Here is a 14,935-nt window from a genome sequence, read left to right as displayed (position 1 = left end):
GAGTGGACGAAGAGGCCGTCACAGGTACCGGGAACCCCCGCGGAATCCCCGGTGCCGTGGTCCCCGCGCACCCGCCACCGGTGATGCACACCTGAGTGTGTGCCGACGACGGGGCTTCGAGAACGAGCCGCCGCGGCCCGCCGGCCGGACGACCGAGCGCACCCAGTGCGCCGGTCCGCCGGGAGCGCCGCGCGACCCTCGCTTCTCGTCCCCTCCCCGCCGGGACTCTTCTATCGAGGTTGGAGCCGCTGTATGACCCTTGACGTCGAGGCCGTGCCCGCATCCGTTCGGTCCAGCAAGGACGGCAACCCCCCTGCCGCCGTCGACCGGATCGAGCACGTCGTAGCCGAGGCCTGTGCGCGGCTCACCGGTGTTTCGGCGGAGAAGGTCCTCACCGAGGCCCGTCGCGGCTTCTACCCCGGCATCTCCGACGCCGAGGTGGAACTCGCCCTGGTCATGGCCGCGCGCAGCTTCGTGGAGGTCGACCCGGACTACTCCTACGTGGCCGCCCGCCTGCTGCTGGACAAGCTGCGCCGCGAGGCCCTCACCTTCATCAGCGGCGCCCCCGACGCCGCCGGACAGTCCGAGATGGGCGAGCGCTACGCCGCCTACCTCGCCGCCTACGTCGGCCGCGGCATCGACCTCGGCCAGCTCGACCCGGCCCTGGCCAAGTTCGACCTGGCCCGCCTGGGCGCCGCGCTGCGCCCCGAGCGCGACGAGCAGTTCACCTTCCTGGGCATCCAGACCCTCTACGACCGCTACTTCCTGCACAGCGACGAGGTGCGCTACGAGCTGCCGCAGGCGTTCTTCATGCGGGTGGCCATGGGGCTGGCCCTCAACGAGGACGACCGCGAGGCCCGCGCCATCGAGTTCTACGAGCTGCTGTCCTCGTTCGACTTCATGGCCTCCACGCCCACCCTGTTCAACTCGGGCACCGTGCGGGCGCAGCTGTCCTCCTGCTTCCTCACCACCGTGGGCGACGACCTCCAGGCCATCTTCCACGGCATCAGCAACAACGCGATGCTGTCCAAGTACTCCGGCGGCCTCGGCAACGACTGGACCCCGGTGCGCGGCCTGGGCTCGCACATCCGCGGCACCAACGGCAAGAGCCAGGGCGTCGTGCCGTTCCTGAAGATCGCCAACGACACCGCCGTCGCGGTCAACCAGGGCGGCAAGCGCAAGGGCGCGGTGTGCGCCTACCTGGAGACCTGGCACATCGACATCGAGGAGTTCCTCGACCTCCGCAAGAACACCGGTGACGAGCGCCGCCGCACCCACGACATGAACACCGCGAACTGGGTTCCGGACCTGTTCATGCAGCGCGTGGAGCAGGGCGGCAGCTGGACCCTGTTCTCGCCGGACGAGGTCCCCGACCTGCACGACAAGTACGGTCCCGAGTTCGCCGAGGCCTACGCCCACTACGAGGCCGAGGCCGCCGCGGGCCGGATCAAGGTCTCCAAGACCATCCCGGCCGTCGACCTGTGGCGGCGCATGCTGACCATGCTGTTCGAGACCGGGCACCCGTGGATCACCTTCAAGGACCCGTCCAACCTGCGCTCGCCGCAGCAGCACGTCGGCGTGGTGCACTCCTCCAACCTGTGCACCGAGATCACGCTGAACACCAGCGCCGACGAGGTCGCGGTCTGCAACCTGGGCTCGGTCAACCTGGCCCAGCACACGGGCCCGGACGGTCTGGACGCCGAGCGCCTGCGCCGCACCGTCCGCACCGCCGTGCGCATGCTCGACAACGTCATCGACGTGAACTTCTACACGATCCCCGAGGCGCGCCGCGCGAACATGCGCCACCGCCCCGTGGGCCTGGGCCTCATGGGCTTCCAGGACGCGCTGTTCAAGCTGCGCACCCCGTTCGCCTCCGACGGCGCGGTCTCCTTCGCCGACGAGAGCATGGAGCTGATCAGCTACTACGCCATCGAGGCCTCCATGGAGCTGGCCGCCGAGCGCGGCTCCTACGAGAGCTTCGAGGGCTCCCTGTGGAGTCGGGGCGTGCTGCCGATCGACTCGCTGCGCCTGCTGGCCGAGTCGCGCGACGGCGACCTGGACATGGACCGGGGCGAGACCCTGGACTGGGACTCGCTGCGCGAGCGCGTCAAGGCCACGGGCATGCGCAACTCCAACGTCATGGCCATCGCCCCGACCGCGACCATCGCCAACATCACCGGCGTGAGCCAGTCGATCGAGCCGGTCTACCGCAACCTGTACGTCAAGTCGAACATGTCCGGCGACTTCACCGTGGTCAACCCCTACCTGGTGCGCGACCTCAAGGCCCGCGGCCTGTGGGACGACGACATGGTCTCCGCGCTGAAGATGCACGACGGCAGCCTGGGCGCCATCGACCGCGTCCCGGCCGACCTCAAGGCCCTCTACGCCACCGCGTTCGAGGTCGACCCCGAGTGGCTGGTGGACGCCGGTTCGCGCCGCCAGAAGTGGATCGACCAGGCCCAGTCGCTGAACCTGTACATGGCGGCCCCCAGCGGCAGGAAGCTGGACTCGCTGTACCGCCGCGCGTGGCGCTCCGGTCTCAAGACCACCTACTACCTGCGTTCGCAGAGCGCCACCCACGTGGAGAAGAGCACGCTCAAGGGCACCGACGGCCGCCTCAACGCGGTCGCCGCGACCCCCGCCTCGCCCGCGCCGAGCCCGGCCCCGGCCCCGGCCCCGGCTCCGACGCCGAGCCCGCAGCCCGTCACCGGCGGCGCGGCTGACGAGGACGAGTTCGAGATCATCGACGGCCAGGCCTGCTCGATCGACGACCCCGAGTGCGAGGCCTGCCAGTAGCACCGGCGGCCGCGCGCCCCGTGCGGCGGTCGGAGGGCGGGGGCGGCGTCGTGCCGCCCCCGCCCTCCAGCGGGCCCCGGGCCGCGCAGGCGTCCGTCCCCTCCACCCAGCCACGACTCTTCCGGTACGTCCGGAGAACGGAAAAACCCCAGCATGACCGCAGTTTCCGAGAACAGCGCGAGCGCCACCAGCGGCCTCGGTGAGATCGAGCGCGACGCCGAGCGCGTCAACGTCGACGACAAGGCGATGATCAACGCCCGCGCCGACGTCAACCAGCTGCTCCCGCTCAAGTACACGTGGGCGTGGGAGAAGTACCTCGCGGGCTGCAACAACCACTGGATGCCCACCGAGGTCGCCATGCAGGCCGACATCGCGCTGTGGAAGTCCAGGGACGGGCTGACCGAGGACGAGCGCCTCATGCTCAAGCGCAACCTCGGCTTCTTCGCCACCGCCGAGTCGCTGGTGGCCAACAACATCGTGCTGGCCGTGTACCGGCAGCTCACCAACCCCGAGTGCCGCCAGTACCTGCTGCGCCAGGCCTTCGAGGAGGCGGTGCACACCCACACCTTCCAGTACATCTGCGAGAGCCTCGGCCTGGACGAGGGCGAGCTCTTCAACATGTACCGCGAGGTCCCCTCGATCACCGCCAAGGACGCTTGGGCGCTCAAGTACACGCAGAACCTGGAGAACCCGGAGTTCCGCACGGGCACCCCGGAGGCCGACCAGGCCTTCCTGCGCGACCTCGTGGCCTTCTACGTGATCTTCGAGGGCATGTGGTTCTACACCGGCTTCGCGCAGATCCTGTCGCTGGGCCGCCGCAACAAGATGGTCGGCATCGCCGAGCAGTACCAGTACATCCTGCGCGACGAGTCGATCCACCTGAACTTCGGCATCGACGTGATCAACCAGATCAAGATCGAGAACCCGCACCTGTGGAGCGAGGAGTTCCAGGCCGAGGTCCGGCAGATGCTCACCGAGGCCTGCGAGCTGGAGGTGGCCTACGGCCGCGAGACCATGCCGCGCGGCGTGCTCGGCCTCAACGCCGAGCTGTGCGAGAAGTACATGCACTTCATCACCGACCGCCGCGCCGAGCAGATCGGCCTGGCGCCCATCTTCGGTGAGACGGAGAACCCGTTCCCGTGGATGAGCGAGATGATGGACCTCCAGAAGGAGAAGAACTTCTTCGAGACCCGCGTCATCGAGTACCAGACCGGCGGCGGCCTGGACTGGGACTAGGGGTGCCGGAGGGCTCCCCTCCCATCGGCGGTGGCCCGGGTCGTGGCGCGCGACCCGGGCCACCGCCGTGTGCGCTCAGCCCCTGTCCCGGTTCCACACCATCCGTACCTTGAAAGTGGCCTGGCCACTGCCCTTGGCCACCATCACGTTGGCCTCCGTGCTCACGCTGACCCCGAACTCGATCTCCGTCTCGCTGGGGCCCAGCCCCGACGCGGAGAGCTTGGCGAGCTGGCCGGAAACGGCCTCGGCCACTTTCTCGATACGCAGGACCAGTTTCTCCAGCGGAATCTTCTCAGCGGGATCGACCTGCAGGGAGACGTCCGAGGCGCCGTCCCGCCTCACGGGTGTCGTTTCGATACTGATGATCACATCGTCGTCGGTGACGAAATCAATCACACTGTTCACAGTAGCCCCATAAATATACAGAGAGGGTTGTCTTGTCCTCAGATGCGGAACATAAAATGTGAGGAACTGTACGAGAGACAAAGGTAGCCAAGGTTGGCCCCCAGTGGAAGCGATGGCGTTTGGAGCCCGTGGTGACCGTGAGAAACGATGGCCATCCTTCTTGGGAAGAAAGCCTCAGACCATCACCGTGGAAAAAACCGTCGAGGTCTTATGACAAGGGGCAGTGTTGTGAGGTATGCGTTAGCCCGCTGAGCGGTGTATTCTTCCGCGATTCGGTTCACCCGACCGGACCCATACTGGTCTTCCTCCCGAGCGCATGGCTGTCCCTGGTCAAGGTGCTCTCCTGAACAGGAAGACATGATCGCGTCTTTCAGTTGGTGCTGGGTATCAAGTCGCAGTCCAGGCGTATGAAACGTGACATCGTGGTGGTGAAGCGGTGTTCGGCGCCGAACTTGGCGGAGTACTCCCGGCGGAGTTCCTCCCATTCCTGTTCGACGTCCTCACCGAGCGCCCTGCGACTGATCAGATAGTTGCGACGGGCGATCATCAACGTCACTGGGTCCTCGCTTCGACTCACACGGCACCGTTCCACGCTGTTCGCGTCGCGGGCCCTGGCATCCTGGATCCGTCCCAGTGCGAAGAGGTCGTTCGCCAGGTTGATCCGCACGGGAACCGTGGTCCCCTCGTTCTCACCGTAGATCCGGACCAGGCCCTCCAGAGCCACGCTGTCCAAGTCGAACGCTCGTTTGGGGTCTCCAGACGCCCTGAACGCCACGGCGGCGTTCACACGCGCGACCCAGGGGAAGGGGTGGCGGTCCGGATAACGCTCCTCTAGCCCCTCTAGGAGTTGCTCCGCCCTCTGAGAGGCCTCCTTCAGACGGTTTCCGAAGGCCAGGTTCACGATGTGTACAGCCCAGAAGTACAGCGGAGGCGCGCTCTGCTGCGGATGCTTCCTGTAGTGGTTCTCCTCCACCTTCAGGGACAGTTCCAAGGCCCGTTCGTGGTCGCCCAGCCTGCGCCGGATCACCGACAGGAACAGGGGGATATCCACCGAGTGCACGCTGGCGGAGGCTCCGGTCGCTTCGAAACGTCGTTGACAGTCCTCGAGTACCTCCTCCGCCTCCTCCAGCCGTCCGACCGCGAGCAGGCTAGTTCCCAAGGACAGACGGCTGCGCAAGGTGGGGATCGCGCTCTCACCCAGGAGCCGGGCCCGCTGTTCGGCGTTACGGCGGTCGATTTCCATCGCCTCGTTGAACCGGCTGAGGTTCTGCAGGATGGTGGCGTAGTCGTGCGCCGCCACCAGGGTCTCCTCCTCATCGTCGGAGTAGCGTTCCAACCGCAGTTCATGGATCCCGCGGAAGAACTCCTCGGCTTTGGCGAAGTGACCGAGGTTGGCCAGGGCGATGGCACGATCCCGCAGGGCCGCCAGCGCTTCCTCGCTCTCAGCCCCTTCCAACTCCGACTGTTCAGCGTACATCCGCTCCGCCTCTGCCAGAGCGGTCTGGTTCTGTCCCTGGTCACGGAGGATTCGATTGCGCAGGAGTTGTATCTGGAACCGCTGTGAGACGTCGTCGTACCAGCTGTCCACACACCGGTCAGCCAGTTGTAGCGCTGGTACGTAGTTGTCCGTATCCATAAGGTAGGAGACCACGTTGTACACGAAGTTGCGGACCTGGGGATCATTGTTGCGCCAGGCCTCGGATGCCTGGGCGTGGGTGAAGAGCAGCTGGTACGTGTTCCAGTTCTCCGGGCGTCCTGGCCCCAGGGGATCGCTTTGTGCCAGCAGCCGGTGCGCCAGCAGGCGGTAACTGCCCCGCTCCTCTTCATCCAGGCCTTGCTGGACGACGCTGCGGAAGGTTACGTGCAGTTGGAAGGTGTTGTGCGCCAGATCCCGTTCCGCGAGGCTGTGCCGCCCTACATAGGTCAACACCTTGGACAGGACCATGTCGTTGCCTAGGACGCGGGAAAGATGCGGGTGGGTACTTAATCCCGTCGCCCGGTGGAAAAGGGTCCTGGACAGCGGCTTGGGCGCGAAGAAGGCGCACAGTTGGATGAACTCCCGCACCATGTGCTTGAGTTCCCTGTCCCTGCCGGTCCCGCGCCGCAGGTCGTCGAGTTGCAGCTTCCACGCCGCTGCCAGGGATCGGGGATAGAGACCGTCCGACTCGACCTGGCCCACGAGATCGTCGAACTTGGTGTCCAACAGTTCGAGGAACTCGTCGGTGCTCAGCAGGGAGTCGCGGAGATAGGCGCCCATCTGTGCCAGGGCGAGAGGAAAGTGTTCGAGCCGTGCCGCGATCTGCGCGGCAGCCGCCCCGTCCTCCAGCCTTCTGGGGCACACCTTGCGAAGGAGCACCACACTCTCGTCGGGGCTCATCGTGGGAACGGAGTAACCATCGCTGAGCCCGTTCGTGATCCAGTTCTTGTCCCGCGAGGTGACCAGGACGCGCCCGTCAGCGCTGTGCGGCAGGTTCTCGAGGGGCAGATCGTCCAAGTTGGAGACGTCGTCGAAAATGAGAAGCCAGGTGCCGACGTCAGGGTCGCCCTCCAGCCTCTCCCGAACCTGGACCACGGTCTCCTCGGCGCCGAGGTCGTCGCGCACACCCAGGTGCCTGGCCAGCCGGAGATAGGACTGCTGGATGTCGGTCTGGTTCTCCGCCGGAAACCACCAGACCAGGTCGTAGGATCCGCGATAGGTGTGCGCATAGGCGATGGCGATCTGCGTCTTGCCGATGCCCCCGCCGCCCGCCAACAGGAACGAGTCGCCTCCCGGGTCCGACAGGGAGGCGTGGATCCGGGCCAGGACGTCCTCGCGGCCGGTGAAGTTGCGGTTGTGCGGCGGGACTCCTCCGAACCGCGCCATCCTCCGCCGGGGAGACGCGGAGGACCTGTCGGTAGTGTCGGCAACGGAACCCGCCGGGTCCGGTGCCGGGATCTGCGAGGTGGTCACGGAACGGCTCTCTTCCTCTCGTGGGACGATGGGGCCACGGACCGGCGCCTCGCCGAGGGCCTCCCGTATACGGTCGGCGAGCCTGCGGTACTCACCGGGCATCTCGGACAGGGCGGGAAGGACCGCGCGTGCCAGGGACTCCTCGCCCTCGACGGAGACGGCCACGGGGGCTCCCGAGTCGATACGTGACAGGTACTGGAAGATCCGCGCCTCGTCCTTGAACTCGATGCCGATCGCGTAGAAGACCGAGCGCATCGTGCTGATCTGGCCGAACCGGCCGAGCAGCTCACGCCTGACCTCGGCGCGGAACTCCAGCGCGCTCCGGGAGGAGTCGTCCAGGCGTCCGCCGTGGAAGGCCGGGTCCATCAGCTCCGAACCGAACACCTCGGCGATCTCCGTCCGCGCGGTCAACCCGCTCACCGGCGCCCGGGGTATCCCCCGCTGGATGACCTCGGCCACCGGAAGGTTCACCGGGGTCTGGGCCAGCCGCACGGCCAGTTCGCGGGCACCCGATGAGGCGTTGGCCAGGAAGTGGGCCACCGGATCGGGCACCTCGCGCGGGACTGAGCCGTTGCGTCCCCCGCCGGTGAGGACCCAGGCGTCCACCTTCCAGTCCGGACGGGAGGCGGTCAGGGCCGAGGCCGCCGCGGCGACCGACTCCGGAGCGCACTCGAGCAGCGGCACCACCACGGTGTCGGGAGGGAGGCCGTGTGGTTCGTTGTCGGCTACGGAGCTGGCGAAGGACCAAGAGGAGGGCGCGGTGGGAGGCATCTCCCGCATCCACAGGGGTTTGAGCGTGACGGGTCCTCGGGACCACGCGGAACGGTCGAGCAGGTGGAGTAGGACGACGGGTACGTTCGCGGCCAGCTCGGCCAGCCACGGGAGCAGGCTGGGCCCCCTCCACTTCCGGTCCTGGGCGTCGGTGACGACGCCGATCGCACCGATTCCGCCCGACAGGAGGGAGCGGTGGTCCGCGGCGAGTAGCGAGGAGGCGCCGCCCAGTGTGCTGACGGGTGCTCCCACCTCCCGCGCAGCTCTCCGAACGGGGGCCACGGCATGCTCATGGAGCTGCATCAGAGGGGAGCCGTCGATGATGACGGCCATGCGTGCGGAACCGTCCGGGCTGGACAGGGCATTCCGGTATCGCTGAGTCAGTTCATCCATGGTGTGGTTTCGCCGAATCTGTGTGGAAAAGTCGGCGTCCTTCCACGTACGCGAGTGGAAGGCCTCCTCGGGGACGCATTACCCCAGTCTTTCACTGCTTCGACAGCCGTCGGTTGTGATCCATCTTATTTCGTTCCTGGCGGAGAACGCGGGTTCACTGGAACCCCTTTCGGGAAACACGTGATGGGGTCATCGCCCCTCCTCTGTCCGTAGGAAAACGAGGGTGGTCTGCCGTCTCCTCGGGTTTTGGCCATGGGCCATGAGGAGTTCTGTGTGGCTTATGTGTCATGTGTTGCTGCTTGATATTATTTGGGGGATCATGTCGTCGCCATGGTCGTCATGTATCAAGGCGATCAGATGGGTCTGCGCCGTTTCCGAGAAACGCGCCCTCATCCTCGCCCTGTCCCGGAGGTAGCGGGCGAGCGCGGTCACCTCGACGCGGTCCCCCGGCTTGCGCGACAGCAGTTCGTCCACGAGTTCCGTGACAGCGTGTCGAGGCCCCCTGATGATGGTGGGCACGCCCTGGTAGACGATCGCGTTGTAGATGGTCCGGATGTGTGCGTGGTCCGAGTCCACCACGCACACGGTGATGTTGTGGTCGGCCAGCGCGTCCGCGATCTCGTCGCCGGGTGTCCTCCAGGCGATCAGGACGTTGCGGTCGTCCAAGGACGGTTTCTCACGTTGTCGTTCGGAGCGCCGGGCCCATCTCGCCGGGGGCACGGTGACGTCGTCCTTCGACTCCGTGCGCTCGCGTATGTGGTAGACGATCTCGTACTGCGTGCCCAGGCTCGGCGCCAGTCCCGCCATCTCCCGGTGCATCCTCGCCTCGGCCACGTTCAGGTGGAGGAGTTCGCGGGGAAGCAGGACGCGCAGCCTCAGCGACTCCTCCGTCGGTACGACCAGGCGCTGCAGGGAAGCCTCACTCATGATGTCTCCCACGAGGTCGCAGATCTGCTCCTCGTCGGCCTGCTGTTCACCTTGGGGGAAGACCTCGTACCCGGCGTCGCCGAGATGGGCGATGCTGTGCGAGAGCCGGTAGCCCCGCGCGGCGGGTGCCAGGTCGAACACCACGACCGTCTCCGGGACCGCCAGGGTCCCTGGAGCGGAGGGAGGGCCGCTGCTCGGTTCCCCCGTCGGCGCGGCGCCTGCGCCGACGGCACGGTCCCCGCGGCGACGTTCGCGGTCCCGGACCAGGATCTCCTCCCAGTCGGGCCCCAGGGCGGACGCCGTCCTCCGGATCCACTGGCCGACCACCAGGGGTATCGGTCGTCGCGGGAGCAGCTCCTGGTACACGTGGTGCACCCAGGAGACGTGCCGGGGCGGGCCGCCGTAGGGGGCGACCAGGTCCAGCAGTGAGGTGAAGACCGTCCACGCGGTCGCCTCCCCGCTCGTACGCCTGCGGACCTCGCGCACTTCGGAGGAGTCGAGGAGCCCGCGGGTGGGCACCTCGTCCAAGGTGACCGAGGCGAGGAGGTCGTGGAGGCTGTCGTACGTCTCCTCTCCGCACAGGGACTCGTCGACCAGGCGCTGCACGGTGACGGCGCTGCGGGTGCCACGAGGCGCACGGCTGCCGAGCATCTCCTCGACGGGCAGGACGAAGCCTATGGTCGTCGGCTCCTCGGGCTGTTTCCACGGGTAGTGGTGGTTCTTCTGGAGGATCCCGACGACCTCCCCGGTCTGCGCGCGCACGGCGCAGCCGCTGAACCCCTCGGTGATGCGTACCTCGCTCTGGGCCGCGATCTCCACCTGATGGGTGAAACCGGTGGGACCTCCCTTGCCCCTGTAGAGCAGCGGGGCTTGCAGGGAGTCCATGAGCGCGGGATAACCGGTGGCGCGCAGTCCGCTTTCGAGCGGCAGTTCCGAGCAGTTCGCGAGGACGGGGAATCCGGTGTCCGGTGTTCCCGACGCGGTCAACCTGAGCAGGGCCAGGTCCCGGCTTCCCGGTCCTGCTGCCCACAGCTCGGTACTGACCCTCGCCTCCCACGTGCGGCCGTCGAACGAGCGCAGTGCGACGAAGGCGTCCTCCCCCGGATGCTCGGTCGCGTGCCGTGGAAGGCGCAGGGCCGTGGCGACCACATGCGCGCACGTCACTGCCAGATTGGGGGACACCAGGACGGCACCGCCGCAGACCTGTCCGTTCGGATTGAGCACCCGCAACTGCCACGGGGGTTCGTGCGGCTGCAGTCCAGGTGAGGGAGGGAGGGGGACGGCCACAGTTCGCGGACCTCTCTCGTATCCGTTTCGCCCGGTGATACCTCTCGGACGTTATGGCCGGAATCGTTCCCCCGTGCGACTGCGGGCAACCGGGGGAACGCGGGTCGTCAGTCCGCGGGGCGCCTGGGAGAGGGGAGATTTCCGGTAGCGGGTCGTGCGGCACGGAGTATCCCGGTGCCCGGCAGGCCCGTCTATGTCCGGCCCGACAAACACCGGCGCCCCGGCATGGCCTGGCGGACGGCGACCCCCGGCCGAGGACTCGCCGAGGTCTCAAAGCGGTGTTGTTCCACGCACGGGTGTTGTGACTTACCGGACACGGGGCAATGATCCCCCGCAATATCCACGAACAGCGCGTAAGGCTCGTGCCCGCGCGCTCAGGAGAAGGGAGGGCAGGGTCTTGGACGAGTCCATGCTCTGGTCCGTCGCGACCTTCGGCGTGTACCTCGCCGCCATGGTGGCCATCGGCCTGTGGGCCTACAAGCGCACCGTCTCGCAGTCGGACTTCGTGCTCGGCGGCAGACAGCTCAACAGCTGGGTGGCGGGCCTGAGCGCCAACGCCAGCGACTTCAGCGGGTGGCTGCTGCTCGGGCTGCCCGGCGCCGTCTACGTCTCCGGCCTGGGGGAGGCCTGGATCGCGGTCGGCCTGGCCTGCGGCTTCGCCGGGAGCTGGATCCTCCTCGCGCCCCGCCTGCGGGTGTACACCGAGCGCGTGACCGACGCCCGCTCGGGGGGCGACTCCGACTCCCTCACCCTCTCCTCCTTCCTGGAGAACCGCTTCAACGACCCCACGCGGCTGCTGCGCGGGGTCTCGGCGGTGCTCATCATCGTCTTCTACTTCTTCTACGTCGCCTCCGGGCTCGTCGCCATGGCCGCCCTGTTCGACCAGGTCTTCGGCCTGAGCCCGGGTCCCGCCATCGCCATCGGCGTGGGCATCGTGGTGCTCTACACCGTGCTCGGCGGCTTCCTCGCGGTGTCCTACACCGACGTGGTCCAGGCCGCGATGATGTGGATCGCCCTGCTGGTCGTCCCCGCCATGGCGGTCACCGCGCTCGGCGGCTTCGCCGGGCTGACCGAGGGCGTGTCCGACAAGAGCGACGGGCTGCTGTCGGCCGTCGGCGGCACCGCCCTGGACGCCGACCTCGGCCAGTGGGTGGGCACCGACACCCTCGGCTGGGTGGTCATCGTCTCCGGTCTGGCCTGGGGCTTCGGCTACTTCGGCCAGCCGCACATCCTGTCCCGCTACATGGGCATCCGCTCGGTCCGCGACATCCCCAAGGCCGCCGTCATCAGCGTGGCCTGGGCGGTCACCGCCATGGCCCTGGCCGTGCTGGTCGGCTTCATCGGCATCGCCTACTTCGACACCCCGCTGGAGAACTCCGAGCAGGTCTTCCCGCTCCTGATCGAGGCCCTGACCCACCCGCTGGTCGCCGGTCTGCTGCTCGCCGCCATCCTCGCGGCCGTCATGAGCACCGCCGACTCCCAGCTGCTGGTCGCCGCGTCCGCCCTCACCGAGGACGGCTACCGGGCCTTCGTGGACCGCGACGCCGATCCCAAGAGGCTGCTGTGGATCAGCCGCGTCACCGTGGTCGCCGTCGCTCTAGGCGCCGCGGCCATCGCCCTGTGGGGCGACCAGTCGGTGATGGACCTGGTCGGCTACGCCTGGGCCGGGTTCGGCGCGGGCTTCGGCCCGATCCTGGTGCTCTCCGTGTTCTGGAAGCGCATGAGCTGGTCCGGCGCGCTCGCGGGCATGATCGCGGGCGGCACCACCGCGATCGTGTGGGACGTCCTGGACGCGAACTTCTTCGGCACCGGCCTGTACGCCATGGTCCCGGCCGTGGTCCTCAGCGTCGCCGCCATCTTCGTCTTCAACGGCCTGGCCAGGGTCACCCCGCAGATGGAGAGCGACTTCGACCGGGTCGAGGCGGAGATCCGCGGGACCGGTTCCGCGCCGGGAGAGGCCACCCGGGTCTGACCGGCGGCCGTACCGGCGACGGCCGGAGCGGCGGCCGCCCCGGCCTTCCCGCCCGTACCGCGTCCGCGGTGCGGGCGGGAAGGCCGCTCTGGCGCACCCGACCCCGGAACGGTAGAACGGTGACATGTCGTCACTGACGGAACACCCGGCCGTGTGGGCCCGGACCGACGTGCCCGAGGGCCTCGGGCTGGGCGCGCTCCTCCCCGAGCCCGACGGCCACCGCCTGGAGGCCGGGGAGACCGTCGTCGTGGGCGAGGAGCGGTTCCTCACCCGCTTCAGCGTCCGCACCGACCTGGCGTGGACGACCCGGCGGGTGTACGCCGAGGTCCTCTCCTCCCAGGGCCTGGAGTCGGTCACGCTCGACGCCCACGGAGGCCACTGGAGCGGACCCGACGGCGTTCCCCGGCCCGAACTGGTGGGCTGCCTGGACGTGGACGTCGCCGCCACCCCGCTCACCAACACCCTGCCCATCCGCCGCCTCGGCCTGCGCCCGGGCGAGTACCGCGACATCGCGGTGGTCTGGATCGACATCCCCTCCCTGCGGGTGCGCCGGGTCAGACAGCGCTACACCCGCCACCCCGCCGAGGACGGCCTGGAGCGCTACACCTACCGCGACCCCCTGCACGGCGAGTACCGGCTGTCGGTGGACGGCGACGGCGTGGTCGTCGACTACGAGCGCTTCGCCCGCCGCCTGCGCACGGACACCTGAGGCCGCCCCGGACCCCGCCCCCGCGCATCCCCACCCCGCCCCCGAGAGCCCCCTCCCCGTCCCGCCCCGAGCCCCCTCCCCCCGGCTCCCCGAGGCCGCGCCCCCTCCGCCGTCCCCTCCACCGGCCCCTCCGGTCCGGGCCGCTCCCCGGGCTCGTCCCCGAACGCGGGACAGGCGATAATCGGCGGGCACACGCACCACACCCACGGGGGACCGCAGTGACCGACACCGAGCTGAGCCAGGACCGTCGCGAGATCATCCGCGACCTCGCAGTGCCCGAGCACTTCGACGCGCGCGTCGAGATCGAACGCCGTGTGGCCTTCCTCGCCGAGCGGCTGATCAGCACCGGCTCCACCGCGCTGGTCCTGGGCATCAGCGGCGGTGTGGACTCGCTCACCGCCGGACGCCTGTGCCGCCTGGCGGTGGACCGGGCCCGCGAGAACGGCCACGAGTGCGAGTACGTCGCCATGCGCCTGCCCTACGGCGAGCAGAAGGACGAGGAGGACGCGGCCCGCTCCGCCGCGTTCACGGCCCCCGAGCGCTGCCTCACCGTCGACGTCCGGCCCGCCAGCGACGCCATGGCCGACTCCCTGGCCGCCGCCGGAATGGCCTACGCCAGCGAGTCCTCGGCGGACTTCGTCCTCGGCAACGTCAAGGCGCGGCAGCGGATGATCGCCCAGTACGCGGTCGCGGGCGGCCTGCGCGGACTGGTGGTCGGCACAGACCACGCGGCCGAGGCGGTCACCGGGTTCTTCACCAAGTACGGCGACGGCGGGGCCGACCTCGTGCCGCTGACCGGTCTGACCAAGCGCCGGGTGCGCGCGGTCGCCGCCGAGCTGGGCGCTCCGGAGGACCTGGTGCGCAAGGTGCCCACCGCCGACCTGGAGACGCTCTCCCCGCAGAAGCCGGACGAGGAGGCCCTCGGCCTGACCTACGACCAGATCGACGACTTCCTGGAGGGCCTGCCGGTGCCCGGGCACGTGGAGACCGCGCTGGTCGACCGGTACCGCGCCACCGCCCACAAGCGCGCGCTGCCCACCGCTCCCTGACGCCACCGCGGCGAACCGGCGGGTCCCGCTCACACGGCCGACACCGGCGGCCGGGGCCGGGGCCCGCCGCGCGTGCGAGGCCGGGCGGCGGACCGGTGAACCCCTCCGTTCCGCCGCCGTTTCCGTACGCGCCCGGGGCCCTCACACCGCTGCCGCGCGGCCCGACCGCCCCGGATAGCTGTTCCGTCTCCGCACACGGACCTTCCCCAAGGGTTTCGTGCACGCCGTCTCGCGGGGTACCGTGTGCGGGAACTCTCCCGGACTTCCCGGAGCACGTTCGGCGCGTCAGCGCCCTCCCACCCGGGGGAGAACGGTCCCCGATCCGCCGCGCCCCGACGCGCGGTGGTGCAGGCACCACCTTCCACGGTCGGGCAACCGCCCCTCGGAGAGGGGCGTCAGATCCATCGCGGCCACCACCCGGCCCGACCTACTCTCGTTAC

9 protein-coding genes are annotated in these 14,935 nt (G+C 68.7%); 6 read left to right on the top strand and 3 right to left on the bottom strand.

Annotated elements, in window-relative coordinates; all coding sequences use genetic code 11:
- The first annotated feature begins 252 nt into the window (after positions 1 to 252).
- Both ACSTA4_RS28430 and ACSTA4_RS28425 read left to right on the top strand, forming a co-directional pair.
- A complete protein-coding gene (locus ACSTA4_RS28430; protein ID WP_444961753.1) occupies positions 253 to 2,796 on the top strand; it encodes a ribonucleoside-diphosphate reductase subunit alpha in 2,544 nt (847 codons plus the stop codon).
- A gap of 153 nt (positions 2,797 to 2,949) precedes the next feature.
- On the top strand, positions 2,950 to 4,032 hold the full coding sequence (locus ACSTA4_RS28425; RefSeq protein WP_013155602.1) for a ribonucleotide-diphosphate reductase subunit beta: 1,083 nt from the start codon (positions 2,950 to 2,952) through the stop codon (positions 4,030 to 4,032).
- Positions 4,033 to 4,107: 75 nt separating this feature from the next.
- Here ACSTA4_RS28425 and ACSTA4_RS28420 read toward each other — a convergent pair whose 3' ends face one another.
- The gene (locus tag ACSTA4_RS28420; RefSeq protein ID WP_444961752.1) at positions 4,108 to 4,428 is read right to left on the bottom strand and encodes a CU044_2847 family protein; all 321 of its coding nucleotides are present in this window, start codon (positions 4,426 to 4,428) and stop codon (positions 4,108 to 4,110) included.
- A 137-nt stretch (positions 4,429 to 4,565) separates the two neighbouring features.
- On the opposite strand from ACSTA4_RS28420, the gene ACSTA4_RS28415 reads away from it, so the two are divergent.
- The gene (locus ACSTA4_RS28415) at positions 4,566 to 4,784 is read left to right on the top strand and encodes a DUF397 domain-containing protein (RefSeq protein WP_444961751.1); all 219 of its coding nucleotides are present in this window, start codon (positions 4,566 to 4,568) and stop codon (positions 4,782 to 4,784) included.
- A 23-nt stretch (positions 4,785 to 4,807) separates the two neighbouring features.
- On the opposite strand, the gene fxsT is transcribed toward ACSTA4_RS28415, so the two are convergent.
- Together fxsT and ACSTA4_RS28405 are read right to left on the bottom strand one after the other, a co-directional pair.
- Entirely contained in the window at positions 4,808 to 8,410 is a 3,603-nt protein-coding gene (gene fxsT, locus ACSTA4_RS28410; protein ID WP_444961750.1) for an FxSxx-COOH system tetratricopeptide repeat protein, read from the bottom strand.
- A 426-nt stretch (positions 8,411 to 8,836) separates the two neighbouring features.
- Positions 8,837 to 10,765: a trypsin-like peptidase domain-containing protein gene (locus tag ACSTA4_RS28405; RefSeq protein WP_444961749.1), complete on the bottom strand. Its 1,929-nt coding sequence runs from the start codon at positions 10,763 to 10,765 to the stop codon at positions 8,837 to 8,839.
- Between the two features lie 409 nt (positions 10,766 to 11,174).
- Here ACSTA4_RS28405 and putP point away from each other — a divergent pair, with 409 nt between their 5' ends.
- From putP to nadE, 3 genes are all read left to right on the top strand, one after another.
- On the top strand, positions 11,175 to 12,737 hold the full coding sequence (putP, locus tag ACSTA4_RS28400; protein WP_444964297.1) for a sodium/proline symporter PutP: 1,563 nt from the start codon (positions 11,175 to 11,177) through the stop codon (positions 12,735 to 12,737).
- 124 nt (positions 12,738 to 12,861) lie between these two features.
- On the top strand, positions 12,862 to 13,446 hold the full coding sequence (locus ACSTA4_RS28395) for a putative glycolipid-binding domain-containing protein (protein WP_212642273.1): 585 nt from the start codon (positions 12,862 to 12,864) through the stop codon (positions 13,444 to 13,446).
- Between the two features lie 218 nt (positions 13,447 to 13,664).
- Positions 13,665 to 14,495 carry an ammonia-dependent NAD(+) synthetase gene (gene nadE / locus ACSTA4_RS28390; protein ID WP_444961748.1) on the top strand — a complete coding sequence of 277 codons (831 nt, stop codon included), beginning with the start codon at positions 13,665 to 13,667 and terminating at the stop codon, positions 14,493 to 14,495.
- Positions 14,496 to 14,935 lie beyond the last annotated feature (440 nt).

This window comes from Nocardiopsis sp. M1B1, assembly GCF_052466615.1.
This window is presented reverse-complemented; position numbering and strand designations above follow the sequence as displayed.